23 protein-coding genes are annotated in these 25,956 nt (G+C 65.4%); 13 read left to right on the forward strand and 10 right to left on the reverse strand.

The features are described 5' to 3' along the window. The first annotated feature begins 63 nt into the window (after positions 1-63). From EI171_RS42920 to EI171_RS42945, 6 genes are all read left to right on the forward strand, one after another. Positions 64-819, forward strand: coding sequence for a 16S rRNA (uracil(1498)-N(3))-methyltransferase (locus EI171_RS42920; protein ID WP_161536743.1), 756 nt, complete (start codon positions 64-66; stop codon positions 817-819). Positions 820-964: 145 nt separating this feature from the next. Further along, on the forward strand, positions 965-2,116 hold the full coding sequence (locus EI171_RS42925; RefSeq protein WP_161536744.1) for an ATP phosphoribosyltransferase regulatory subunit: 1,152 nt from the start codon (positions 965-967) through the stop codon (positions 2,114-2,116). 3 nt (positions 2,117-2,119) lie between these two features. Then, the gene (gene hisG / locus EI171_RS42930; protein ID WP_161536745.1) at positions 2,120-3,097 is read left to right on the forward strand and encodes an ATP phosphoribosyltransferase; all 978 of its coding nucleotides are present in this window, start codon (positions 2,120-2,122) and stop codon (positions 3,095-3,097) included. An 87-nt stretch (positions 3,098-3,184) separates the two neighbouring features. Further along, complete coding sequence (locus tag EI171_RS42935; protein ID WP_161536746.1) at positions 3,185-4,231, forward strand: glycosyltransferase family 2 protein; 1,047 nt, start codon at positions 3,185-3,187, stop codon at positions 4,229-4,231. Further along, positions 4,228-5,073, forward strand: coding sequence for a ChbG/HpnK family deacetylase (locus EI171_RS42940; RefSeq protein WP_161536747.1), 846 nt, complete (start codon positions 4,228-4,230; stop codon positions 5,071-5,073). The genes EI171_RS42935 and EI171_RS42940 overlap by 4 nt, the downstream gene beginning before the upstream one ends. Before the next feature lie 126 nt (positions 5,074-5,199). Then, entirely contained in the window at positions 5,200-6,036 is an 837-nt protein-coding gene (locus EI171_RS42945) for a DUF2076 domain-containing protein (protein ID WP_161536748.1), read from the forward strand. Between the two features lie 70 nt (positions 6,037-6,106). On the opposite strand, the gene EI171_RS42950 is transcribed toward EI171_RS42945, so the two are convergent. Further along, the gene (locus EI171_RS42950) at positions 6,107-6,916 is read right to left on the reverse strand and encodes a L,D-transpeptidase (protein WP_038967312.1); all 810 of its coding nucleotides are present in this window, start codon (positions 6,914-6,916) and stop codon (positions 6,107-6,109) included. Between the two features lie 315 nt (positions 6,917-7,231). Here EI171_RS42950 and EI171_RS42955 point away from each other — a divergent pair, with 315 nt between their 5' ends. After that, positions 7,232-8,014, forward strand: a complete 783-nt coding sequence (locus EI171_RS42955) for a protein phosphatase CheZ (protein ID WP_028174613.1) — start codon at positions 7,232-7,234, stop codon at positions 8,012-8,014. 187 nt (positions 8,015-8,201) lie between these two features. Here EI171_RS42955 and EI171_RS42960 read toward each other — a convergent pair whose 3' ends face one another. Further along, complete coding sequence (locus EI171_RS42960; protein ID WP_161536749.1) at positions 8,202-8,723, reverse strand: hypothetical protein; 522 nt, start codon at positions 8,721-8,723, stop codon at positions 8,202-8,204. 315 nt (positions 8,724-9,038) lie between these two features. On the opposite strand from EI171_RS42960, the gene groES reads away from it, so the two are divergent. From groES to EI171_RS42975, 3 genes are all read left to right on the forward strand, one after another. Then, the gene (gene groES / locus EI171_RS42965; protein ID WP_011090264.1) at positions 9,039-9,335 is read left to right on the forward strand and encodes a co-chaperone GroES; all 297 of its coding nucleotides are present in this window, start codon (positions 9,039-9,041) and stop codon (positions 9,333-9,335) included. 165 nt (positions 9,336-9,500) lie between these two features. Continuing rightward, complete coding sequence (gene groL / locus EI171_RS42970; RefSeq protein ID WP_011090265.1) at positions 9,501-11,132, forward strand: chaperonin GroEL; 1,632 nt, start codon at positions 9,501-9,503, stop codon at positions 11,130-11,132. Positions 11,133-11,374: 242 nt separating this feature from the next. Beyond that, a complete protein-coding gene (locus EI171_RS42975) occupies positions 11,375-12,586 on the forward strand; it encodes a hypothetical protein (protein ID WP_161536750.1) in 1,212 nt (403 codons plus the stop codon). A gap of 66 nt (positions 12,587-12,652) precedes the next feature. On the opposite strand, the gene EI171_RS42980 is transcribed toward EI171_RS42975, so the two are convergent. Both EI171_RS42980 and EI171_RS42985 read right to left on the reverse strand, forming a co-directional pair. Then, positions 12,653-13,051: an META domain-containing protein gene (locus EI171_RS42980; protein WP_161536751.1), complete on the reverse strand. Its 399-nt coding sequence runs from the start codon at positions 13,049-13,051 to the stop codon at positions 12,653-12,655. A gap of 133 nt (positions 13,052-13,184) precedes the next feature. Beyond that, positions 13,185-14,849, reverse strand: coding sequence for an L-lactate permease (locus EI171_RS42985; RefSeq protein ID WP_011090268.1), 1,665 nt, complete (start codon positions 14,847-14,849; stop codon positions 13,185-13,187). A gap of 313 nt (positions 14,850-15,162) precedes the next feature. Here EI171_RS42985 and EI171_RS42990 point away from each other — a divergent pair, with 313 nt between their 5' ends. Further along, positions 15,163-16,926, forward strand: coding sequence for an ABC transporter ATP-binding protein/permease (locus EI171_RS42990; protein ID WP_161536752.1), 1,764 nt, complete (start codon positions 15,163-15,165; stop codon positions 16,924-16,926). Positions 16,927-17,217: 291 nt separating this feature from the next. On the opposite strand, the gene EI171_RS42995 is transcribed toward EI171_RS42990, so the two are convergent. From EI171_RS42995 to EI171_RS43010, 4 genes are all read right to left on the reverse strand, one after another. After that, on the reverse strand, positions 17,218-18,225 hold the full coding sequence (locus EI171_RS42995; RefSeq protein WP_028174608.1) for a TorF family putative porin: 1,008 nt from the start codon (positions 18,223-18,225) through the stop codon (positions 17,218-17,220). A gap of 423 nt (positions 18,226-18,648) precedes the next feature. Beyond that, positions 18,649-19,011 (reverse strand): histone, encoded by a 363-nt coding sequence (locus tag EI171_RS43000; protein WP_161536753.1) that lies wholly within the window; start codon positions 19,009-19,011, stop codon positions 18,649-18,651. Between the two features lie 70 nt (positions 19,012-19,081). After that, positions 19,082-20,404 (reverse strand): glycolate oxidase subunit GlcF, encoded by a 1,323-nt coding sequence (gene glcF / locus EI171_RS43005; protein WP_161536754.1) that lies wholly within the window; start codon positions 20,402-20,404, stop codon positions 19,082-19,084. Then, positions 20,401-21,639 carry an FAD-binding protein gene (locus EI171_RS43010; RefSeq protein WP_028174606.1) on the reverse strand — a complete coding sequence of 413 codons (1,239 nt, stop codon included), beginning with the start codon at positions 21,637-21,639 and terminating at the stop codon, positions 20,401-20,403. Before EI171_RS43010 ends, glcF begins: the two co-directional genes overlap by 4 nt. Before the next feature lie 402 nt (positions 21,640-22,041). Here EI171_RS43010 and EI171_RS43015 point away from each other — a divergent pair, with 402 nt between their 5' ends. Continuing rightward, positions 22,042-22,377 (forward strand): putative quinol monooxygenase, encoded by a 336-nt coding sequence (locus EI171_RS43015; protein WP_161536755.1) that lies wholly within the window; start codon positions 22,042-22,044, stop codon positions 22,375-22,377. A gap of 54 nt (positions 22,378-22,431) precedes the next feature. On the opposite strand, the gene EI171_RS43020 is transcribed toward EI171_RS43015, so the two are convergent. Next, positions 22,432-23,925 (reverse strand): FAD-linked oxidase C-terminal domain-containing protein, encoded by a 1,494-nt coding sequence (locus EI171_RS43020; protein WP_028174604.1) that lies wholly within the window; start codon positions 23,923-23,925, stop codon positions 22,432-22,434. Positions 23,926-24,154: 229 nt separating this feature from the next. On the opposite strand from EI171_RS43020, the gene cycA reads away from it, so the two are divergent. Then, positions 24,155-24,565, forward strand: a complete 411-nt coding sequence (gene cycA, locus EI171_RS43025) for a cytochrome c-550 CycA (RefSeq protein WP_011090276.1) — start codon at positions 24,155-24,157, stop codon at positions 24,563-24,565. Positions 24,566-24,683: 118 nt separating this feature from the next. Here cycA and EI171_RS43030 read toward each other — a convergent pair whose 3' ends face one another. After that, the gene (locus EI171_RS43030) at positions 24,684-25,640 is read right to left on the reverse strand and encodes an alpha/beta fold hydrolase (RefSeq protein ID WP_161536756.1); all 957 of its coding nucleotides are present in this window, start codon (positions 25,638-25,640) and stop codon (positions 24,684-24,686) included. Positions 25,641-25,956: the final 316 nt, after the last annotated feature.

The following is a 25,956-nucleotide window of genomic DNA, read 5'->3' on the forward strand; positions in this document are numbered from 1 at the left end:
AGCAATATTTACCCCCGAAATGGCGGCTTTCGGTTAATAACGGCGGCAAATCGGACCTGAATGATGCCTTCCCACGATTTCCGCGCCCCCCGCCTGTTCGTCGATGCCCCCCTGGCCCAGGATGCCAGGGTCCCGCTCGACCGCGACCAGAGCAATTATCTCGGCAATGTGCTGCGGCTTGCCGCGGGGGCCGAGGTCCTGGCCTTCAACGGCCGCGACGGCGAATGGCAGGCCGCGATCGAAGGCCGCAAACGGCCGGACGGCCTCGTCATCCTCCAGCAGACCCGGCCGCAGGACCGGCTGGCCGACCTCACTTACGTCTTCGCCCCGCTCAAGCACGCCCGGCTCGATTACATGGTCCAGAAGGCCATTGAGATGGGCGCCGCCGGCCTGCAACCGGTCCTGACCCGGTTCACCCAGGCCTCCCGGGTCAACACCGAGCGGATGCGTGCCAACGTGGTCGAGGCCGCCGAGCAATGCGGCATCCTGAGCATCGCGACCGTGGCCGAGCCGGTGCCGCTGGAGCGCTTCCTCAGCCAGCGCGCCGCGGGTCGCCTGCTCATCTTCTGCGACGAGGCCGCGGAGGTCGAAAACCCCGTTCAGAGCCTGCAAGCCGCGCGCGAGGCGGGACAAGGTATCGACGTGCTGATCGGCCCCGAAGGCGGTTTTGCCGAGGAAGAGCGGGCGCTGCTGCTGCGACAGCCGAAGATCCTGCGGCTCGCCCTGGGTCCCCGGATCATGCGGGCCGACACCGCCGCGGTGGCTGCGCTGGCGCTGGTGCAGACGGTGCTGGGCGATTGGGGCGGCAAGACTCCCTGATGCTGCGCATTGGCCGGCCGTTAAGCGATTGATCCTTTGGAGGTCGAAACCGCTTTCCGGCCATGCTAAGGGCTGCGCCAACTGGCTTGCCTCCACTTGCCTCCCCTTGCCCTGCCCGGTTCCGCCGGGACGATGGACCCCTGAGATGACCGCGACTGCCACCTCAAATGCTGCCGGCTCCGCCGCCTGGGCGGATACGCTGCTCTTGTCGTTCGCGCAGGCCGGCTATGTCAGGGCCGAGCCGGCGATCCTGCAACCGGCCGAGCCGTTCCTGGACCTTTCCGGCGAGGACATCCGCAAGAGCCTGTATCTGACCACGGACCTCACCGGCGAGGAGCTCTGCCTGCGCCCGGACCTGACCATACCGGTGGCGCGCGATTACCTCGCCTCCAGCCGTGCCGGCCAGCCGGCCGGGTTCAGCTATCTCGGCCCGGTGTTCCGCTACCGCAGCGGCCAGGCCAGCGAGTTTCTTCAGGCCGGCATCGAATCGTTCGGCCGCCAGGACCGCGCCGCGGCCGATGCCGAGATGCTGGCGCTGGCGCTGGAGGCGACGGGCGCCTTCGCCGTCCGCGACGTCGAGATCCGCACCGGCGATGTGGCGCTGTTCAACGCGCTGCTCGACGCGCTCAACCTCTATCCGGTCTGGCGGCGCCGCCTGGTCAAGGACTTCAACCGCAAGATCAGCCTGGAGCAGGATCTGGAACGGCTGGCGGCCGCGACGACCGCCACCCGCAGCGAATATGAGGGCGTGCTGGCGGCGCTGGCCGGCTCCGACCGCAAGGCGGCGCTCGCCTTCGTCACCGATTTGATGTCGATCGCCGGGACCACCAATGTCGGCGGCCGCACCACCGCCGAGATCGCCGACCGCTTCCTCGAGCAATCGACGCTGAAGGGCGGCGCGCTGCCCCGCGAGGCGATCGCCGTGCTCAAGCGCTTCCTGTCGATCGCAGGCAATCCCGACGACGCCGTCGCCGAGTTGCGTGCGCTCTCCACCGACGCCGGGCTCGACCTCACGGCTGCGATCGATCAGTTCGAGAGCCGGGTCGGCTTCATGGCTGCACGCGGCATCGACGTGAAGCAGACGCGCTTTTCGACCGCGTTCGGACGCGGGCTCGACTATTACACCGGCTTCGAATTCGAGCTGCATCACCGCGGCAATGGCGCCGAACCGCTGGTCGCCGGCGGACGCTATGACGGGCTGATGACCCAGCTCGGTTCAGTCGAGCCGATCGCCGCTGTCGGTTTCTCGGTCTGGGTGGACGCGCTGACCCGGATCGGCCGCAAGGTGGGAGCCTAAGTCATGAGCGCGCCATTCGTTCTGGCCGTTCCCTCCAAGGGCCGCCTCCAGGAAAACACCGAAGCCTTTTTCGCCCGCGCGGGCCTCAAGCTGTCGAAGGCCGGCGGCGCACGCGACTATCGCGGCACCATCGCAGGGCTAGACAATGTCGAGGTCGCCTATCTGTCGGCGAGCGAGATCGCCGCGCAGCTGTCGCGCGGCTTCGCCCATCTCGGTGTCACCGGCGAGGACCTGGTGCGCGAGAACATCGCGGACGCCGACAAGCGCGTGTCCCTGATCGAAGGCCTCGGCTTCGGCTATGCCGACGTCGTCGTCGCGGTGCCGCAGGCCTGGATCGACGTCCGCACCATGGCCGACCTCGACGACGTCACCACCGGCTTCCGCGAACAGCATCACATGCGGATGCGGGTCGCGACCAAGTTCGTCAATCTCACCCGCGCGTTCTTCCAGAACCACGGCATCACCGATTACCGCATCGTCGAAAGCGCAGGCGCGACCGAAGGCGCGCCGGCAGCCGGCAGCGCCGAGCTGATCGTCGACATCACGACGACCGGCGCGACCCTCGCCGCCAACGGCTTGCGAGTGCTCGACGACGGCATGATCCTGCGCAGCCAGGCCAATCTGGTCGCCTCCAGGGATGCCGACTGGTCGCCGCAGGCGCGGGAGACCGCGCGCGTCATCCTCGACCACATCGCGGCGCGGGCGCGGGCCAACAAGTACCGCGAGGTCCGGACCCGATTCCGGCAGTGCGACGCCACCCTGCTCGGCGAGGCCCACAGCCGTTTTGGCGTGGAGGCCCCGTTCGGCGGGCCGACCTCGTCGGGCATGCTGACGCTGCACTGCCCGCCGGGGCAGCTCTATGCGCTCGCGAGCTTCCTGCGCGAGCATGGCGCCGAGACCGTCTCGGTGGTTTCGCTCGACTACGTGTTCGACCGTGAGAACCCGCTGTTCGCCAAGCTCGAGGCGTTCCTGCGGCGGTGAGCCTCAGGTCCGTTCAGCGTAGCGACAGCAAACGGCAGCTACCATATGCTGTTGAGATGACCATGAACGCCTCTGGAACCTTGATCGATGACGCTGGGCTCTGATGTTTCCGGCCTGACGACCACCGCGACCAACGCCGCCGCGAAGGGACTGTCGATTGTCGTCCCCGTCTACAACGAGGCGGCGGGCCTTGCCGCCCTGCACCAGCGCATCTGCGATCTCGCAAAGACCCTGCGGCAGCGCCATCGCCTCGCTTGCGAGGTGGTCTATGTCGACGACGGCAGCGCGGACGCGACGCTGTCGATCGCGCGCAGCCTGCCGGCCGACGCGATCGACGTCCAGGTGGTCTCCCTGTCGCGCAATTTCGGCAAGGAGGCGGCGCTGATGGCCGGCCTCGACCATGCCCGCCTCGGCGCCGTGATGTTCATGGACGGCGACGGCCAGCATCCGCCGGCTCTCGTCGAGCAGCTCGTGGGACACTGGATCGATGACGGCTACGACGTCGTCTATACCGCCAAGGCGCATCGCGACAACGAAACCTTCCTGCGGCGGCTCGCCGTGCATGGCTTCTACGCCCTGATCAACTGGGGCGCCCGCCAGAAGATTCCGGAAGACGCCGGCGATTTCCGCCTGCTTTCGCCGCGCGCGGTCACGGCGCTTCGGCAACTGCCGGAGCGCAACCGCTTCTTCAAGGGCCTGGCAAGCTGGATCGGCTTCCGCCAGATCCGCGTCGACTACGAGCCGTCGCCGCGCGCCCATGGCGTTACCACCTTCAACGCCGCGCGCCTGCTCGGCCTGTCGATCGAAGGCCTGACCTCGTTCTCGGTGGCACCACTGCGTTTCGCCAGCCTGCTCGGCGTCGTGCTCGCCGGCATCGCCTTCCTGTTCGGCCTCTCCATTCTCTGGGAGGTCTTCACCACCGGCAAGCAGGTCCCCGGCTATCCCTCGCTCGTGGTCGGCCTGATGACCATCGGCGGCGTGCAGCTCATCATGATCGGCATCGTCGGCGAATATATCGGCAAGATCCTCTCCGAGCTGAAGGCGCGCCCGATCTACTTCGTCGCCGAGCACAGCGAGAAGCATTTCGAGGCCGACAAGGCCGACGACGCCGCGAAGAGGACGGCGGCCGAATGAGCGCGGCGGCGGCGCCGCGGCGGATCTGGCTCTGCGCCGACGATTACGGCATCAGCCCGGGCGTCAATCGCGCCATCCGAGACCTGATCGAGCGCGGCCGCCTCAACGCCACCTCGGTGATGATGGTCGGCCCCGCGATCGCTCGCGGCGAGATCGAGGCGCTTGAGGCCGCGGCGAAGACGAGCCCGCGCTGCGCGATCGGATTGCACGTGACGCTGTCCGCGCCGTTCCGGCCGCTCACCATGCATTTCCGCCCGCTCGACGGCGACATGTTCATGCCGTTTCCGAAGCTCTTGCGCGCGGGTGTCTTGCGGCGGCTCGACCGCGAATTCTTTCGCAATGAGGTGAAGGCGCAGCTCGTGGCCTTCGCAGAGGCTTTCGGCCGCGCGCCAGACTTCGTCGACGGCCATCAGCATGTGCAGCTCTATCCGCAGGTGCGCGACGGCTTTATCGACGCGGTCAGCGAAACCGCGCCGAACGCCTGGGTGCGCCAGGGCGGCCGCGACCTGCCGCTGAAGCAGCGGCTCGCCTCGCCGAAAGCCATGGTGCTCGACATCCTCAGCGCGCAATTCCGCCGCCGCGCCGGCCGCGCCGGCCTCGGTTTCAATCCCGGCTTTGCCGGCGCCTATGATTTCACGCGCGCGGCCGATTTCGGCGCGCTGATGCGGCAATTCCTGGAAGGCCTCCCCGATGGCGGCCTCGTGATGTGCCATCCCGGCTTCGTCGACGACGTCCTTGCCGCGCTTGATCCGATGACCGACGTGCGCGAACGCGAGCATGCCTATCTTGGGGGCGATGAATTCGTACGGCTGCTGGAGCAGACCAACGCGACATTGGGGTGAATGGCGGCGAAAGCCGGCCGACGAGGCAGCTTGTCGCATACCGAAATTTAATATGGCCGGCACTGTTGGGGCCACAATGGAACCCTACATCTCCTGCGCGCTTGGTTTGCGCGAGGGAGATTGATCATGACGCCGCAGGAACGCCAGCTCGTCGACGAGCTTTTCGACCGGCTTTCGAAACTGGAAAATGCACCGCGCGATCCCGACGCGATCGCTGCGATCTCCGACGGCCTGCGCAAGGCGCCCGGCGCCGTCTACGCGCTGGTGCAGACCACCCTGTTGCAGGACGAAGCGCTCAAGCGCGCCCATAACCGCATCCAGGAACTGGAAGCGGCGCAGGCGCCCGAGCCGGCCCAGTCCGGCGGCTTCCTGGATACCATGCGCGACACGCTGTTCGGTGGCGGCCCCTCGCGCGGCTCGGTTCCGAACGTGCCGCCGCGTGACGCACGGCCGGTGTGGAACAGCGGCCAGGCGATGCAACAGGCGCAACCGGGTTACGGCCAGCCGCCTTACGGCCAAGGCCCAGGTCAAGGCCCAGGTCAAGGCCCCGGTCAGGGCTATGGCGCCCCGCCGGTCGGCGGTGGCGGCGGCTCGTTCCTCGGTACGGCCGCGGCGGCCGCGGCCGGCGTCGTCGGCGGCTCGCTGCTGCTCTCCAGCATCCGCGGCATGATGGGCGGATCGCACCAGCAGGCCTTCGGCGACACCAACGCCCTGGGCGACCGCAGCGCTGGTGGAAGTCCCTGGGGCGGCAGCGATCAGTCCGGCGGCTCGCTCGCGCGCGATGCCGGCCTCGACGACATCGGATCGAACCGCGACCGTGGCGGCGATTCCCGCCAAGGCTTTGTCGACCAGGCTTCGAACGACGACCAGAATTACAACGACCAGAACGACAATGACGACAACGTAGACCTGGCCGACGACAGCGATTTCGGCGGCGACGATGGCGGCAGCGATTATGCGTAAGGCCGCTCGATAGCGCGCAAACAAAAACGGCCGCCGATGGGGCGGCCGTTTTCATTTCGGGGCTCGGACCTCACATCACCACGACCCTGGTGCCGACATTGACGCGGCCGTAGAGGTCGATGACATCCTCGTTGCGCATGCGGATGCAGCCGGACGAGACGTTGGTGCCGATGGTCCAGGGCTCGTTAGAGCCATGGATGCGGTAGAGCGTGGAGCCGAGATACATCGCGCGCGCGCCGAGCGGGTTTTCCGGACCGCCTTCCATGTGCCTGGGCAGGTCGGGGCGGCGCGCGATCATCTCCGCCGGCGGGGTCCAGTCCGGCCATTCGCGCTTGGCCGTGATCGCCTTGACGCCGGACCAGGTGAAGCCGGGACGGCCGACGCCGATGCCGTAGCGCATCGCCCGGCCGTTGCCCTCGACGAGATAGAGGAACTTGTTCGGCGTATCGACCACGATCGTGCCGGCACTTTCCTTGCCGCTATAGTCAACGAGTTGTTTCTCGAACTTCGGATCGAATTGACGCTGGCGCGGATCGACCGCCTCCTGCTGGAGACCTGCGCCTTGCTGATATCCGCCCTGCATCTGCGGCTCGCCCATCGGCGGCAGGCGGCGCGGATCGTTGTAGCCCGGCTGCTGCTGATACACCGGCGGCGCGTAGGCCGGACCGCGGCCGGGCCCATCGCCGAACAGGAACTCGATGAAGCCGCCGCCCATGTTCGCATTGGAGGCGACGCGCACCGGCGCCGGCGGCACTTGCGGCTGATAAAGCACCGCGGGCGGATCGTTCGGAACGGTATTGTCGAAGGCGCTGGCGCTGGTTGCGCCGGCAACGAGGGTGCAAGCGCTGCCGAGCAGCGCGACAGACATTTTCTTGAACATCGACGTACTCTGTACTGTTTCGTCTAGATCACATGCGTCGTGCAGAGCTGATGGCTGATCGGCGTCCGCGACGTGGTCAATAAAGAGCAAAAGGCGTTTTGTTTGGTAAACGGAAACGCCGTTTTGATTCACCACGTCGCGAGCGAGAGCCCAATTTGGCGATCAGCGTTTATTTTCGATGAACGCCTCATGCTCATGGTTAATCGCTTCTTCTCGCGTCGTCGCGCGCGGCCGCGCAACAGTTCCGGTCGTGAACCTCGTGTTAAATTGCTTCTGCCTACAAAGACGCGTGAGTGAGGTGGGGGGGAGTTTCTGATGGCTATTCACCGCAAACGTTTTCGTGTCGAAGAGGCTATTGTCGGCGAGATGCCCAGCCCCGAAATGATTGAGGAGGCTGCGCCGATGCATAGCGAGATCATGGCGGAGCTGCGCGCGATCCGCGCACAGATGGCGAAGGGCACCGCTGCCCCGCTGTCCGCCAGCGCGGCGATGGCGGCGATCGACGCTTCCACGGCCCATGAGCTTGCCGAGACGCGCACCATGCTCGACACCTACCGGGCGCAGATCGAGCAGTGCGAGAAGCTGAAGGTCGAGCTCGACCTCATCCACGACGCCATCGACCGCACCAAGCGCGAAATCGCGACGCTGCACGGCAAGAGCTTCGACGGCGGCGAGATGGCCAAGGTCAATGGCGAACTCGGCGCGGTCGTCGGCGGCACCGAACAGGCGACCCAGCAGATCCTGGAAGCCGCCGAGTCGATCGACCAGGCGGCCAGCGCGATGTCCAAGGTGCAATCGGCCGACCAGCAGAAGCGGCTCGCCGACGACATCCAGGAACGCGTCATCTCGATCTTCGAGGCCTGCAACTTCCAGGACCTGACCGGCCAGCGCATCAGCAAGGTCATGACCACGATGAAGTTCATCGAGCAGCACATCAACGCGATGATGGAGATCTGGGGCGGCGTCGACGCGATCAAGGCCCATGTGCCGGCGCCGGCCGACACCCGCAGCGAGGACGAAAAACTCCTCAACGGTCCGAAGCTCGCCGGCGACGTCGGCCACGCCTCGCAGGACGACATCGACGCGCTGTTCGACTGAACGGACGCGGCATAGAGAAGAAGCAAAACGCCGGCGCGAGCCGGCGTTTTTGTTTTTGGGGATTTATCTCACGCTGTCATGCCGGGGCGGTCCGCAGGACCGAACCCGGAATCTCGAGATTCTCAGGTGCGCAATTGCGCACCATAGTTCGATGCTTTCGCATCGCCCCGGAATGACGGGAAGAACATCACGCCCTCGGGGCGCAGCGGACGTAGACCATGTTGCCGTAGCGGGTGGCGGCGTCCTTGTCGATGAAGCGGGTAATCAGGACGCGGCCGTCGAAGGACACGATCTCGCGGTCCTGCTCGCCGGGGGTCGGACCGGCCGGCCCGATATAGTTCTTGCCGCTGGGCGAGCCCTTCAGCCGCAATTCCTGCGGTGTCGCCTGGTCGGCCAGATGCATGACCACGCCGCCGGAGGTGCCGGCGCCGATCACGTAAGGATTCTTGCACTGGGACCGCGCGGCGGCCTCGGTGCGGGCGCGGTCGGCCGGGTTCTGGAACGAGGCGAGACCCCAGCGGCCGACGATCTCGTCGGCGCGGATGCTCGCCGGCATTTCCGGGCCGGTACCGGGCTCTGCCTCGGGCGGCGGGGACGAAGACGAGAAGGACGGCAGGCTCATGCCGCCGCCGCAGGCGCCAAGCAGCAACGCCAGGCCAGATGCGGCTGCCAGATTGGCAACCTTGCGCGCGCGAGCTGAACTGATCATGGCATTCCCCCGAACAAGACCATGGCCGCACCCCTCCTGCAGCCAAGCGCAAAACCGCCACCGGAGCAATGACGTCGTTTGATACGCCGGCGCCCCGAACACGTTTCCAATGCCACCATCCTATATCCGCCTCACCAATCGCTTAACCACCTTTGCTTGACAGGATCGCGGCCAAGCCATATTTCCGGGCGCACTATTAGCACTCGGAAAGCCCGATTGCTAAGCGCGCCGTTCGATCCTCGGGACGAGGGTGGACGGAAGCGCCGCCCCACCCACTTCCACTACTTCCGAAGCGAGCCTCCAAAGGGAAACGTCATGGCTAAATCCAAATTTCGTCCGCTGCATGACCGTGTCGTGGTCAAACGTATCGACGCCGAGGAAAAGACCAAGGGCGGCATCATCATTCCGGACACCGCCAAGGAAAAGCCCTCCCAGGGCGAGGTCGTCGCCGTCGGCCCCGGCGGCCGTGACGAGACCGGCAAGCTGATCCCGATCGACCTCAAGGTCGGCGACCGCGTGCTGTTCGGCAAGTGGTCGGGCACCGAGGTCAAGATCGACAACGAAGAGCTCCTGATCATGAAGGAGTCGGACATCATGGGCGTGATGGCCTAAGGCCGTCAGCCTGAACGGCCGCTGAATGTCGTGCCCGGATCGCGTGATCCGGGCATCCATCCTTCCGCCGGGTTCGACCTGCGGATCCCGGAATCGATGCGGCCGGCAAAGCGGCAAGACGCAGCACGAAACAAGACACAGCACGAAACACGAGGGATTGCAGAAATGGCTGCCAAAGACGTCAAGTTTTCCGGAGACGCGCGCGAACGCATGCTGCGCGGCGTCGACATTCTCGCCAACGCCGTCAAAGTGACGCTCGGCCCGAAGGGCCGCAACGTCGTCATCGAGAAGAGCTTCGGCGCGCCCCGCATCACCAAGGACGGCGTCACCGTCGCCAAGGAGATCGAGCTCGAGGACAAATTCGAGAACATGGGCGCCCAGATGGTGCGTGAGGTCGCTTCCAAGACCAACGACCTCGCCGGCGACGGCACCACCACCGCGACCGTGCTGGCCCAGGCCATCGTGCGCGAAGGCGCCAAGGCGGTTGCCGCCGGCATGAACCCGATGGACCTCAAGCGCGGCATCGACATCGCGGTTGCGGCCGTCATCAAGGACATCGAGAAGCGCGCCAAGCCGGTCGCCTCCTCCTCCGAGGTCGCCCAGGTCGGCACCATCTCGGCCAACGGCGATGCCGCCATCGGCAAGATGATCGCGCAGGCGATGCAGAAGGTCGGCAACGAGGGCGTCATCACCGTCGAAGAGAACAAGTCGCTCGACACCGAAGTCGACATCGTCGAGGGCATGAAGTTCGACCGCGGCTATCTCAGCCCCTACTTCGTCACCAACGCCGAGAAGATGACCGCCGAGCTCGAGGACGCCTACATCCTCCTGCACGAGAAGAAGCTCTCGGGCCTCCAGGCCATGCTGCCGGTGCTCGAAGCCGTGGTGCAGTCGGGCAAGCCGCTCGTGATCATCGCCGAGGACGTCGAGGGCGAGGCGCTGGCCACCCTGGTCGTCAACCGCCTGCGCGGCGGCCTCAAGGTCGCCGCCGTCAAGGCGCCGGGCTTCGGTGACCGCCGCAAGGCTATGCTCGAGGATCTCGCGATCCTCACCGGCGGCCAGCTCATCTCCGAAGAGCTCGGCATCAAGCTCGAGAACGTCACGGTGAAGATGCTCGGCCGCGCCAAGAAGGTGGTGATCGACAAGGAGAACACCACGATCGTCAACGGTGCCGGCAAGAAGCCCGACATCGAGGCCCGCGTCGGCCAGATCAAGGCGCAGATCGAGGAGACCACCTCGGACTACGACCGCGAGAAGCTCCAGGAGCGCCTCGCCAAGCTCGCCGGCGGCGTCGCGGTGATCCGCGTCGGCGGCGCGACCGAGATCGAGGTCAAGGAGAAGAAGGACCGCGTCGAGGACGCCCTCAACGCCACCCGTGCCGCGGTGCAGGAAGGCATCGTCCCCGGCGGCGGCGTCGCGCTGCTCCGCGCCAAGAAGGCGGTGGGCCGTCTCACCAACGCCAATGACGACGTCCAGGCCGGCATCAACATCGTGCTGAAGGCGCTGGAAGCCCCGATCCGCCAGATCTCCGAGAACGCGGGCGTGGAAGGCTCGATCGTCGTCGGCAAGATCCTGGAGAACAAGTCCGAGACCTTCGGCTTCGACGCCCAGAACGAGGACTATGTCGATATGGTCGAGAAGGGCATCATCGACCCCGCCAAGGTGGTGCGCACCGCGCTCCAGGACGCCTCCTCCGTGGCCGGCCTGCTGGTGACCACTGAAGCCATGGTCGCCGAGGCGCCGAAGAAGGACGCTCCGCCCGCGATGCCAGCCGGCGGCGGCATGGGCGGCTTCTGAGCCCACCGTTCCCTGACAATGTTGCGAAGGCCGCCTCCGGGCGGCCTTCTTTTTTGCCGACCATGGCTCACGCTTTCCGATTCAACCGACGGCCAAAACCCATTACGGTGGCGCCGATTCTAAAGCGCGATGAGGTCGGAACGAGTCGTCATCGCGCTTTAGGTTGTTGTTTGAGCATGATCTTTTCGGAAAACCGCATCACACTTTTCCGGATCATGCTCCCTTGCTCGAGGATTTTATCGATGCGCGCGCTTCTGGTTTGCTCCACGGCCCTTGTGGCGGCTCTGCTTGCTGTTTCGCCGGAGGTCGCATCCGCCCAGATGAAGCTGTCGCCAAAGGCGACGGTGCCGGGCGGCCCCGAGACGCGCTATTTCACCTCGATCGACGGGCTGATGGACGGCAATGCCGACGTGATCCTGAAGGAGACGCGCCAGGGCAAGACGGTCACGGCCGCCGTGCTCGACGTCTGTTATCCGGTCGCGAAAAATTCCGACCGCAAGGATCGCTTCGTCGTCAATCTCCAGGTCGCCGGCCAGACGCTGACCGGCACGACGCAGAGCCTCGGCGCGAAGGCGCCCGTCACCGTCAAGCTGCTGCGCAAGCCGACCGGAGACACTTTCGAATTCCGCGGCCAGATTGGAATCGGCCAGGCCGTAACCGAGGTCACCTCGCCCGACAATTCCGATCTCAGCGAGAAGGAGTTTCTGGACAACCAGACCTCCGACGACGGTATCACGCCGCAGCCGAAGGACTTCACCGACGTCTCGCCGGAGGCGATCGCGGTCAAGGTCAAGCTGGATGCGGCGACCGAGTTCCTGAAGAGCCTGAAGGGCCAGGAGGTCGAGGTGACGCTGGCGAGCCTCACCGTCGGCTGCGACGCGTTGCGCGCCGGCGAGCAGACCATCAACATGTCGGTCGACCCGGAGCGCGCCGGCGCGCTGCTGGCAAAATTCAAGGCGATGCCCGGCGTCGTCGCCGCGGGCTGGACCGCGGGCATGACCGAGATGGACCGCACCATCCGCTTCGCCGCGGCCGACTGGCGCGACGGCGACAAGATCAACCGCGACAAGCTCGCAGCCGCCGTGGCGGGCGTGCTGAGCCGGACGCTCGCGGCAAAGCCGGTCTCGCAAAACTTCAACCCGGCCACCGGCAAGCTCAAGCTGGTCTTCAAGCGGCCGAACCAGGATTTCCCGACGCTCGATCTGACCGACACGATCGAGGTCGCAGGGCTCATCTCGCCGGACAAGCCCGGCACGACCGACAAGCTCATGCTCTGGATCGGCAGCCCCGCCACCACGACCGCCGACGAGAGCAGCGGCGCCAAGCTCAATCTCTCGGACGAAGCTTCGGCCGACGAGGAGGGCGACCAGCCCGACGACAACGGCTCGGTCGAGGCGCTCGCAAAGGAATTGAAGGGCCAGCGCTGGGACGCCGACAAGTCGGTGTGGAAGTAGACGGAGACACCACCTCAACCCCGGCGAAGCCTTGGCGTAGCCGGGTCGCGGGGTATGACAGCGAGGCTAATTGCCGTTCGCGCGGAAGCGCAGCGGCTTGGGGCCGAGGAGCGTCAGCACATCGCCCTGGCGCTTCCAGGTCTCGACGCTGCCGAGCGCTGCGACGAGATCGTCGTCGGCCTGGGCCTTTGCCGGCGGGCAGGACCGGTCCTGGATCTGGCCGGGGACGAAGATCACGGTGTTGCCGGCGACCGAGAACTGGCCCTTGCCGCCCTTGCACCAGAGCTCCAGCACGACCTCGCCATTGTCTCCAATCTCGATGTTCGGAATCCGCTTCGAGCCCGGCTGCGGCGACGCCTCCAGCGTCAGTTCGGTGCCGAAGGGAAAACCATCCTCCGCACGCGCGACAGTGGACATCGCAAGCACTGCAACCGTCGCACACACCATATGCCTGAGCCAAACCATGAGACCTCTCGAGCGACCTGATTTGCCGCACCTTCTATAAGACGGCGGCGCCATTGAGAAGGTTCGCCCATGACGGACGCAAAAATCCCCGCGGGGGTGAACCCCGCGGGGATTTGCGTCGAAGTGGAGCCTGTTACTTCAACACCATCGCCGTGAACGGCCAGACATAGGCCTGCAACGTCACGAGCACACCGACGAGACAGGCCAGCACGATCGAGTGCCAGAACACGAAGCGCAGGATCGTGCCTTCATGGCCGTACCAGTTGGTGGCGGTGGAGGCGACGACGATCGATTGCGCGTCGATCATCTTGCCCATCACGCCGCCGGAGGAGTTCGCCGCGCCCATCAGGATCGGCGACAGGCCGAGCTGCTCGGAAGTGATCTTCTGCAAGTTTCCGAACAGCACGTTGGAGGCGGTGTCCGATCCCGTCAGCGCCACGCCGAGCCAGCCGAGCAGCGTACCGAAGAAGGGATAGAGCACGCCGGTTGCGGCGAAGGCGAGACCGAGCGTCGCATCGACGCCGGACAGGCGCGTCAGCGTGCCGATCGCGAGCATCGCCGAGATCGTGATCAGCGAGATCGCGCACAGCCGGATGGTGCGGGCGTACTCGGTCACGAGCTTGCCGGGACCGACGCCCATCAGGAAGCCGGAGATGATCGCCGCGATCAGCATGCCCGTACCGGTGAAGGACAGGTAGGTGAAGCCGAACACCGCGCTCTCCTTGGTCGGCCCTGGCGCGACCGGCGGCATCTTGTTGATCATCTGGTGCAACTCGGGAACGGGATAGTTCCAGGTGAAGATCGAGTTCGCCCAGGTCTTGAAGCCGCCATTGCCCCAGACCAGCATCACGATGCAGACCATGATCCATGGCAACAGCGCGCTGAAGAGTTCGCTTTGCGTCAGCGGTGTCTTGTCCAGCGGCTTTGCGGCGGCCATGGTGGAGGCCGATTCGTCGCGGCCGCGCAGCGCCGGCGACAGCCAGAGCTGCCTGGGCTGCCACACCTTCAGGAACAGGATCAGCGCGCCCATCGAGATCAGCGAGGCGCCGATGTCGACGATCCACGGATTGATGAAGTTCGAGATCACGAATTGCGGGACCGCGAACGACACGCCGGTGACGAGGATCGCCGGCCAAACGTCCTTCATGCCCTTCCAGCCCGCGAACGCCCACACCACCCAGAACGGCACGATCAGCGAGAAGAACGGCAATTGCCGTCCGACCATCGCGCCGAGGATGTAGGGATCGAGCCCGGTGACCGAGGCAAGGCCCTGGATCGGCGTGCCCAGCGCGCCATAGGCGACCGGCGCGGTGTTGGCGATCAGCGACAGGCCGGAAGCGGCGAGCGGCGAGAAGCCGAGGCCGATCAGCACCGCGCCGGTGATCGCAACCGGCGTGCCGAAGCCGGAGGCGCCCTCGAAGAAGGCGCCGAACGAGAACGCGATCAGCAGCAATTGCAGCCGCCGGTCCTCGGTGACGCCGCCGACCGCGCGCTTGAGCAATTCGAAGCGTCCGGTGGTCACCGTCACCTGGTAGAGGAAGATGACGTTGAGAACGATCCAGCCGATCGGGAAGAAGCCGGTCACGACGCCGAGGATCGAGGCGCGGATCGACATGTTCACCGGCATGGTGAAGACGAATATCGTGATCAGGTTGGCTACGATCACGGCGATGATGGCCGCGATATGCGCCTGGACGCGGCCGCTCGCGATCAGGACCAGCAGCGTGACGACGGGTACCGCCGCGGCGATCGTCGACAGCACAGGGTTGTGCAGCGGATCATAGATTTGATTCCACATGGTCTTCCTCCCCCACGCATGTGTGCCGCAGGCGGCCCGCGTGGACAGCCGAACCTGCTTGACGCTGGAAGCGATAACCCCCGAGCTGGACGCGAATTCCTCGCGAATGCGGCGGTTCCCGTCCGCTCACAAGCTCGCGAAGTCCCGAAGGCCCCCACCCGCGCCGTTAAACCCCATGCTAGGGTTGCAAGCGCCGACAAGCCAACGCAAATTGCAGAACTTGCGACTTTAGTCTAAGCGCGCCCATTTCGGCCGTTGCCTCAGCCATTTGGCTCCAGGCATTTGTGCACATCCCCTCAGGAGACAGAGCTCTGTGAAGAACATCAGCGCCACGCTCGCGATCGTCTGGCGAATCGCCGTCCCCTATTTCCGATCCGAGGACAAATGGGTCGGCCGCGGCCTGCTCGCCGCCGTGATCGCGATGGAGCTGGCGCTGGTCGCGATCGACGTGCTCGTGAACCAGTGGCAGAACCGGTTCTACAGCGCACTGCAGGCGAGCGACTGGGACGCGTTCGTCACGCAGATCTGGATTTTCGTCGCCCTCGCCTCGATGTTTATCGCGCTGGCGGTCTACAAGCTGTACTTGAACCAATGGCTCCAGATCCGCTGGCGGCAATGGCTGACCCGGCACTATCTGGGCGAATGGCTGCAAGGGGCCACGCATTACCGCATGCAGCTCAAGGGTGATGCGGCTGACAACCCGGACCAGCGCATCACCGAGGACGTCAAGAACTTCGTCGAGCAGACCCTGACGATCGGGCTCGGCCTGCTCTCGTCGATCGTGACGCTGTTCTCCTTCGTGATCATCCTCTGGGGTCTCTCCAACGCCGCGCCGCTGCACCTGTTCGGCACCGACCTCATGATCCCGGGCTATCTTTGCTGGGGCGCGCTGGTCTACGCGATCTTCGGCACCGCGCTGACGCACTGGATCGGCGCTCCGCTGGTCAACCTCAATTTCGAGCAGCAGCGCTATGAGGCCGACTTCCGCTTCCACCTCGTCCGCGTCCGCGAGAATTCCGAGCAGATCGCGCTGCTCAAGGGTGAAGGGGCCGAACGCGGCCGGCTCCTGGGTCGCTTCGGCCTTGTGATCGGCAACTGGTACGCCATCATGAGCCGGACCAAGCGCCTCACCGCGTTCACCGCGAGCTACCAGCAGGCCGCCGTGATCTTTCCCTATGTGCTGGTGGCACCGGCCTTCTTCGCCAAGAAGATCCAGCTCGGCGACATGATGCAGACCGCATCGGCCTTTTCCAGCGTACAAGGCGCGTTGTCGTTCTTCGTCACGGCTTACCGATCGCTCGCGGAATGGCGCTCGATCGTCGCGCGTCTCGATGGCTTCGAGATGTCGGTCGATTCAGCCGCGAACCTGCCGGCACATGAGCCGGCGATCGCCATCGAGGCCGCCGGCGGCGACCGCAATATCGGCCTCGAGCAGCTCTGCGTGAACCTGCCCAACGGCACGCCGCTGGTCGCCGCCGGCGCCTTCGCCATCCAGGTGCCGGAGCGCGTGCTGGTGACGGGGCCGTCCGGCTCCGGCAAGTCGACCCTGTTCCGGGCCATCGCCGGCATCTGGCCGTTCGGCACCGGCACCATCGTCGTCCCCGAAAGGGCGAAGCTGATGATGCTGCCGCAGCGCCCCTATTTCCCCGTCGGGGTTCTGCGCGATGCCGTGGTCTATCCCGCAGCGCCTGATACATTCGACGCCGCGCGCGTCCGGGACGCGCTGATCGCGGTCGGATTGCCCGACCTCGCCGAGCGGCTCGACGAGGACGGGCACTGGAACCGGATGCTGTCGCTCGGCGAGCAGCAGCGTCTGGGTCTCGCCCGCGCGCTGCTGCATGCGCCGGACTATCTGTTCCTGGACGAGGCCACCGCCTCGCTAGACGAGCCGTCCGAGGCCCGGCTGTACCGGCTGCTGACGGAGAGGCTGCCGCAAGCCGCCATCGTCTCGATCGGCCATCGCTCGACCCTCGATGCTTTCCATACCCGCAAGGTGACGATGGTGAAGGACGGCCAGATCCACGTCCTCGGCAAGAGCGGGGAGCCGGTCCAGGCGGAATCGACCGTGGCGCGCTGAGGCGCAAGACGATCGCTATCGTAGTCGAAGGACCCCGATAAGGGCCTTTCCTTGCGGCCCATCCTTCGAGACGCCCGCCTTTGGCGGGCCCTCAGGATGAGGTCGGACTTCGCCGCAAAGTCCCAGATCCTCATGGTGAGGAGCGCCGCCCTGCGGCGCGCCTCCCGGACGATGCTTCGCATCGCCTAGAAAACCATGAAGGCCCGGCACGATCGCAGCGCTCCAGGCCGCAAAAAGCAAAAGGGCGGCAGATTGCTCTGCCGCCCTCAGCAAGTCGTTTCGGGAAGAAACTTACTTCAGGTTGGTCATCGCCGTCAGGTCGAACGACAGCTTGGCGATGCCGGCCGCGCCGCACCAGTTGGAGCCAGCGCCGCTCGGGTTGATCGGGGTGACGTTGGTGGTGCCGGTGGCATTGAAGGCGCTGGTGAAGGCGTTGCAATCACCCTTGTTCAGGTCGGTGTCGGAGTAACGCAGATCCAGCGTGAACACCTTGTAGGTGAAGCCGATGCCGACGTTCCAGGTGTTGTAGTCCTTGTAGGGAATACCGTTGGCGAAAACGGTGCCGGCGCCGGTGCCGTAGAAGGCGTCCGAGGTGCCGAACCACTGGCGGCCGAACTCACCCGACACATACATGCCGACGCCCGAGGGACCGAAGACGGTGCTGGGCGCGGTGTACTTGGCAGTCACCGACGCGTAGTTGCCCCAGGCACCCGAGTTCAGGAAGTTCGGCGAGTAGTACTCGTTCACGCCGACGGCCCAGTTGTCGTTGATGGTGTAGTTCAGCTTGGCATAGCCTTCGAAGAAGCTGACGTTCTTCTTCATGACGTTGCCGTCGGCGAGGAAGATCGTGGTGGTGCTGACGGCGCAGACGTTGCCGCCGGGAACGCCGCCCGTAAGCACGTTGTCGGCGCAGCTTCCGCCCGGATACAGGTAGCCCCAGATACCGAAGTCGAAGGCAAAGGCGCCGAAGGTCGGGCGGATACCGCCGTAGACGTCGACTTCAGCCGCAGCGCGGTTGGCGAAGGAGATGCTCTCCGCGGACACACCGGCGTAAAGCTGGAGGTCCTTGGTGACGTTGTAGCGCGGCTCGAAATAAGCGGCGACCGACGGCTGGTGGTTCGACTGGGTCACGCCGCGAAAGATGTAATCGCTGACGAGCGCACCGCCGAAGGCGATGTCCCAGGGGTCGAAGGCAGCGACCGGCGGGGCCTTCTTGGCCTTCACCGCCATATCCGCCGCGAAAGCCGAACCCGTCGTCACCATTGCCAGCGCCGTTGCCAACAAAGCCACTTTTTTCATTTCGATCCCCATCACCAGTTCTCACTCAGTCGGTTTCCCGGAAGCCCCCCGGGGCGTACGACCCAACATCAAAAATTCATGACTGCGGCAATCTGGATCGGAGGATGTGAACCGTGAAGCAAAAAACGCGGGCATCTGCTGACTTTTTAGGCGTTCTGACGATTTCACGAAAGGTTGTCTGCCTGTGTGGCTTCTCGATCACATTATTTGCCCTCCAAAGGGCACTGGAGGACGGGGTTAGTACCGTGCTCCGCGCGCTACGAATCGGGCTGGCGCCGGGGAATGGCGGCCTCCGGCAGCCACAGCCGCGATGCAGAAAGGCCGCAGCGTCGCCGCCGCGGCCCTCCTGCTGTCGATCGTGGTCGTTGGGTTGAAGCCAGCCCTGGCCCAGCCCCTAGCCTGACCGCGGGCCTGACCTTAGGCCTAACCTTGCCCCTCGGCCGGCGTCGGTTCCGCAGAAGACGAAGGCATCGCCCAGCTTGTCTCGGCGACAGGCTCGGGAGCCGGAGCTGCCACCGGCGCTGACGGCTTCGGCGCGGGAGCTGCCTTCGCCTTCTTCGGTGCCGCCTTCTTCGCAACCTTCTTGGCGGCCTTCTTCGGTGCAGCCTTCTTCGCAGCCTTCTTCGCAGCCTTCTTGGCCGACTTCTTCGGTGCGGCCTTCTTAGCGGCCTTCTTGGCAGATTTCTTCGCTGACTTCTTGGCTGCCTTCTTCGTCGCCTTCTTCGCCGCTACAGCCTTCTTGGCCTTTTTTGCCTTCTTGCTTTTTTTCTTTTTCGCTTTCGCCATCGTGGTCCTCCTGTTGCCGCCGAACAATGGTCGATCGGACGTCTTTCCGCCGTCACCTCCGGACGAAAGCTCAGCTCGACGCGTTCAATGCCGGCCGCGACCCGCCCGTAGCCCAATCGAGAAGCTCAATCGTGTGTACGACCGGAACTGACGTGCCACTGGCAATCTGCACCATGCAGCCGATATTGCCCGCGGCAATCATGTCCGGCTTGACGCTCGCGATGTTGGCGACCTTGCGATCACGCAACCGGCCCGCAAGCTCGGGTTGGAGAATGTTGTAGGTCCCCGCCGAACCGCAACACAAATGGCTCTCGGGCACATCTTTCACCACGAATCCATTCTTGGAAAGCAATTCTTTCGGAAGGCCCGTGATTTTCTGCCCGTGCTGCAACGAACAGGCGGAGTGATAGGCGACGACGATGTTGTCGCCTATCGCAGTGGTCGCGAGATCGAGGCCGGCAACATATTCGGTGATGTCCTTGGCAAGCGCGGACACCTTCGCCGCATCGGCCGCGAACGCAGCGTCCTCGCGCAGCAGATAGCCGTAGTCCTTGATCACGGTGCCGCAGCCGGACGCCGTCACCAGGATGGCGTCGAGCCCCTCGCCGGCCGCTTCCGCCCGCCATGCCGCGATATTGGCGCGAGCCCGCGCCAGCGCATCGTGGTCGTTGCCGAGGTGATGGGTCAGCGCGCCGCAGCATTGCTCGTCCCTGACCAGGACGACCTCGATGCCGTGGCGGGTGAGAAGACTGATGGCAGCCTGGTTGATGCGCGGCGCCAGCACCTGCTGCGCGCAGCCCTGGAGCAGCGCGACCCGGCCGCGCTTCTTGCCGAGCGCCGCGAACACGCTGCCCGGGAGGGGGCCGGGCGACGGCAGCCGGTTCGGGGCCAGCGCCAGCATCGCCTTGAGGCGCTGGACCAGGCCCGGTGTCGCCGAGGGCCGCGGCGTCGGCAGGAATACGGCGAGCGGACGGGCCAGCCGCGCCAGCCACATGCTGGCGCGGAAGCGCTGCGGATCCGGCAGGACGAAGGCCAGCACCTGGCGCAGCAGCCGCTCGGTGAGTGGCCGCTGATAGCGTTGCTCGATCCTGACCCGGGCCTGGTCAACGAGGTGCATGTAGTTCACCCCGGAGGGGCAGGTCGTCATGCAGGCCAGGCACGACAGGCAGCGGTCGACATGCTTGACCACCTCGGCCGTCGGCGCCTGGTCCTTCTCCAGCATCTCCTTGATCAGATAGATGCGGCCGCGCGGGCTATCGAGCTCGTCGCCGAGCAGCACATAGGTCGGACAGGTTGCAGTGCAGAAGCCGCAATGGACGCAGGCGCGCAGGATCTTGTCGGCCTCCGCGATATCGGGATCGGCAAGCTGCGCGAGTGAGAATTCGGTCTTCATGCCGCAGCGCCCCGCGTCAGCCGTCCCCGGTTGAGAATGGACTTCGGATCGAAACCGGCCCGTACCCGCTCGCTCAGGGCGGCGATGCCTGGCGCTTGCGGATGGAACACATCGACGTCGCGCCTGACATCCTCTGCCGCCCGGATCAGCATGGCATGCCCGCCGACCGCATTCGCACGCGCGCGCACGGCCGGTTCATGCGCGTCGCCCTTCGGCGGCAGTGCGGCCCAGATCAATCCGCCGCCCCAGTCGTAAATCACGTCGCCGCCGGTCTCGCGCGCCAGCTGGGTCCCGAGCGCCGCACCTGACGCCGGCGGACAGACGATCCGCCACACCGGCCAGGCGCCCAGCGCGCCGCCGGCCGCGAACGGCAGGACATCGCGGACGGTCGCCCACAGTGCCGCCGACGATGCGTCCTCGACCAGGGCCGCGGTTCCGAACGGCGCCAGCAATTCGCGCAGCGAACCGGCGCGGTGGGCGGCTGAAGCGGTAATGCCTTCGAGCCGCAGCACGGTCAGCGCTTCGCCCTGGCCCGCGATGTCGCCGAGCCCGTCGATCTTCGCCCGGAACGCGGATTTCGGCAGGTGGGCGGCGCCGGACACGTCGAAGGGCGAGCCGAGCGCCGCGGTCATCGCCTTGTTGGCGGCGGCATCGTCGAGCCCGCGCAGCAGCAGCGTCCGCTCGGCCTCCGGCTTCGGCATCACCTTCAGCGTGACCTCGGTCATCACCGACAGCGTGCCCCAGGAACCGGCCAGAAGCTTGCAGAGGTCGTAGCCGGTGACGTTCTTCACCACCTTGCCACCGGTCTTGAAGCTGTCGCCGAAACCGGAGACGGCGTGCGCCCCGAGCAGGTGGTCGCGCGCCCCGCCCGCCCTGATGCGCCGCGGGCCGGCGAGGCCCGCCGCGATCATGCCGCCGATGGTGCCTGATACGGGCGTGCCGAGCAGCGGCGCGGTATTCATCGGCTCAAAGGCGAATTGCTGGTTCTTGGCATCGATCAGCGACAGCACGTCGGCCAGCGGCGCACCGGCCTCAAGCGTCACGATCAGCTCGTTGGGCTCGTAGGAGGTGACGGCATTGAGCGCGGAGACGTCGAGCACGGCGTTGGTCGCCATCGCGTGGCCAATGCTGCGCTTGCTGCCATGACCGATGATCTCGAGCGGCTGCTCGTTGGCAATCGCCGCGCGCACCACCTCTTCGACGTCTTTGGCGTCTCTGACCTTGAGCGTATCCACGGGAAAAGGCGGTAGCGAAATTCGCCGCCAAAATCAAATGCAGCGTGACGCGGCGACCACCCGCCCGTGCAATGCCAGTGCGGCGTGCGACGAAACTCCATCAGGCCGGCTCCGCGACATCCGACGACAACGGTTCGATAAAGATCGAAGCGTTCACGACATCGACACTTCGATCACCGGCGAACCAAAGCCGACAGGCCATCGCTACAAGCTTGCGCCGATCGCGATCGAGCCCAACCGACGGAGACACACATGGAGCGATCGACATATGCGCGGCCGGCGCCGCGCGTCCACGAAACATTCAGCCGCAGGTCGGTGATCACCGCCTTCGGTGCCGTCCTGGCGATCTATCTCTCGCCGTAGACGTCGTCATCTCAAGCCCAGCAGCAAGGAGGAAAGACCATGAACCACTATGCCACGCAGAAATCCCTCAGCGACGCCGTCGACGGCGGCGGCCTGCTCGTCGTCGCGCAATGGGAGGCCAAGCCCGGCGAGGCCGACAAGGTCGCCGCGGTCCTCGACCGCTTCCTGCCCGAGGCGCAGCGCGAGGACGGCGTCAAGCTGTTCCTGATCTCACGCGCCAGGGAGAATCCGGCCCAGTTCCTGTTCTACGAGCTGTTCCGCGACGAGGCCGCTTTCAAGGCGCACCAGGAGAGCGGGCACTTCAAGACGTACATCGCCGGCGAAGCCCTGCCGCTACTGGCGAAGCGCGAGCGGGCGCAATACGGGCTGCTGTAAGCGTTTCGGAGGGAAGGGGTTTGCATCGCAAGCCCCTTCCCTCCGCGCGAGCGCCTAGAACCGCGGAATGTCCGGAAACGCCAGCTTGCCCGCGTGCACGTGCATGCGGCCGAGCTCGGCGCAGCGGTGCAGGGTCGGAAACACTTTTCCGGGGTTGAGCAGGCCCTGCGCGTCGAAGGCGCATTTCAGCCGCTGCTGCTGGTTGAGGTCGATCTCGCTGAACATCTCCGGCATCAGATCGCGCTTCTCGATGCCGACGCCGTGCTCGCCGGTGAGCACCCCGCCGAACTCGACACAGGCGCGCAGGATGTCGGCTCCGAAGGCCTCGGCCCGCTCGATCTCGCCGGGCTTGTTGGCATCGTAGAGGATCAGCGGGTGCAAATTGCCGTCGCCGGCGTGGAACACATTGGCGCAGCCGAGCTGGTATTTTTCCGATAGCTCGCGGATGCGCGCCAGCGCCTTCGGCAACGCACCGCGCGGGATGGTGCCGTCCATGCAGAGATAGTCGGGCGAGATGCGGCCGACGGCCGGAAACGCGGCTTTCCGGCCCGCCCAGAACAGGTTGCGCTCGGCCTCCGAGGTCGAGATCTGGCAGGTGGTCGAGCCGCAGGCATTGGCGATGGTCTCGACGCGCGTGATCAGCTCGTCGACCTCGATCTTGGGACCGTCGAGCTCGATGATGAGCAGCGCCTCGACGTCGAGCGGATAGCCGGCATGGACGAAGGCTTCCGCGGCGTGGATCGCGGGCTTGTCCATCATCTCCATGCCGCCGGGAATGATGCCGGCGCCGATGATGCGTGCCACGCATTCGCCGGCCGCTTCGACCTCCGCGAAGCCGACCATCAGCGCGCGCGCCGTCTCCGGCTTTTGCAGGATGCGCACCGTGATCTCGGTGATGACGCCGAGCAGACCTTCGGAGCCGGTGATGACGCCCATCAGGTCGTAGCCGGCGTTCTCGCACCCCTTGCCGCCGATCCGCAGGATCTCGCCGCTCATCAGCACGATCTCGCAGCCCAGCACGTTGTTGGTGGTCATGCCGTATTTGAGGCAGTGCACGCCGCCGGAATTCTCCGCGACATTGCCGCCGATCGAGCAGGCGATCTGCGAGGACGGATCGGGCGCGTAATAGAAGCCGGCATGCGCAACCGCCTGGCTGATGGCGAGATTGGTGACACCGGGCTCGGTGACGACGACGCGGTTGTCGAAATCGATCTCGCGGATGCGCTTGAACTTGCCGAGCCCGAGCAGCACGCCGTCTTCGAGCGGCAGCGCGCCGCCGGACAGCGAGGTGCCGGAGCCGCGCGGCACCACCTTGATGCCCTGCCTGGCACAATATTTCAGGACGAGCGAGACCTGCTCGGTCGTATCGGGCAGCACCACGACCATCGGCGGCTGGCGATAGGCGGTCAGCCCGTCGGATTCATAGGCCCGCATCTCGGCGGCGCTGTCGATCACGCCTTCGCCTGATACGATTGCGCGCAAGGCGGCGACGATCTCGCTGCGACGCGCCAGCACTGCCTGGTCGCTTGCGGGCATCATGATGGCCATATTACGAAGCCTTCGTCCGACGGAGGAAATTGTCCCGGCAAATCAATCATGTCTTGCCGTCTTTGGGTAGGTCCTCCGAAGGTCGCATTGCATTGTTGCAGCGCAAGTTCTCTCTGGGGCAAGTCTGCTATCAGGAAACCTGTCAAGGATTCGCGGCTTGTCCACTTGCCCTGGACCTGCCAAAACCACGACCCTCCATCTGACCCGGGAAGAGACGAAGAGCACCCTTATGACAAAACTGACTTTCGGCGCGCTAGTTGCCCTCGCCATGACTGCCGCAGCGTCCACCGCCATGTCTTCCAAAGCGATGGCGCAGGACGCCGCCGCGGGCAAGACGTCGTTCAATAAGTGCCTGGCCTGCCACGCGATCGGCGAAGGCGCCAAGAACAAGGTCGGCCCCGAGCTCAACGGCCTCAACGGCCGCAAGTCGGGAACTGCGCCGGACTACAGCTATTCGGATGCGAACAAGAATTCCGGCATCACCTGGGACGAAGCCACGTTCAAGGAGTACATCAAGGACCCCAAGGCCAAGATCCCCGGCACCAAGATGGCGTTCGCCGGCATCAAGAACGAGACCGAGATCAACAATCTCTGGACCTTTGTCTCGCAGTTCGACAAGGACGGGAAGATCAAGCAGTAAGCGCGCGAGAGGCGGTCGCCTGAGCTTCGGTTCTGATTGAAGCAGAGCCGAAGCTCCGGCTTCTTGTTTTGACGCGTTTTCTTCACGCGAACCGGTATCCGCTTCGCTCGAAAACGCTTCAGTCGGCGGCCGCCTGCGCCGGCACGATTTTCCCGATCATCGTCTCGATCTCCGTCTTCACCAGATCCGGCACGGCGTTCTGCACCATGTGGCCGAGATCGGGCAGCACGATCAGCTTTGCATTCGGCACCTGAGCTGCGAACGGGCGCGCGTGGATATTGGTCTTCACCGTCTTGTCGGGCTCGCCGGCGATGATCGTGACCGGGGCCGATATTTCGCCATAGCGCGCGGCTTGCCCGGCCACCGACGCCTTCAACGTCGCCAGATCATAGGCATTGGCGATGAACTCGCGCGGCCGCAGCAGCAGCGGCGTCGCGGAGTGCTGCACGAAACCATCGGGCATGGTCTGCGGCAGGAACACATTGCGCGCGCCGGACTCGGCGACGAAATACCCGAGCGGCAGCGTGATGGTGTAGGCGAGCAACGGGCCGATCACGGGCGCTGCGATGAGTTCGTTGTAGCGGCCGACGCCGCCGCGCCAGGGATGCGTGACGGGCGCCAGCATCACGAGGCCGGCGACGCGGCCGGGATGATCGAGCGCGAGGCGCGCGCCGAGCGCCCCGCTCCAGGAATGCACGACGAACACCGCACGATCGATTCCGAGCTTACGAAGCGCCTCGTCGATCATCCGTGCCTGGATCTGCGGCGTCGAATCCTGCCGCCGCGCGCGCGTGCTCCAGCCATGGCCGGGACGGTCGATCAGGACGACGCGATGGTCTTTTGCCAGGAGATCGCCGAGCGGGCGTCGCATTGCTTCGAGATTGGAGCTCGCGCCGTGCAGCATCACGACCGGCAGGCCTGAATCGCGCGGGCCGATGTCGACGACGTGAAGCGTCGCGCCATCGACCTCGATCATCCGCCCCTGCGGCGGAAAGGCGCGTTGCACGGCGACGATTCCGGCCTGCGTGACCAGCGCCAGCAGAACCAGCGCCGTCACGACTGTCATCACGATCATTGAGAGAATCCGGACGTAATAAGGCACCTGGCAATTACGGGCGTGGCACGCGGCAGTTTCGCCCCAGGCGCTTCAGCACTTCCACCGGAAATGAGGGGCTGTGGATATGTGCAAAATCGAGGGCCAGAAAAACTCAATAGAATCAATCTAATTCCTGATTGCGCGCGAGCTTCGGACCAGCTTCATGCGGTCGTCATAGCGGTTTCCATATAATCGCCATGGTCGGTTCCGCCATTTAGGCGCGGGTGGGCGCCGATCCTCCTCGCGACCTCAGGGGATGCGGGACAGGCCGGCAGGATTTGTCCTGATTTGAACC

It is taken from the genome of Bradyrhizobium sp. LCT2, assembly GCF_009931255.1.
GTDB classification, from domain to species: Bacteria; Pseudomonadota; Alphaproteobacteria; order Rhizobiales; family Xanthobacteraceae; genus Bradyrhizobium; species Bradyrhizobium diazoefficiens.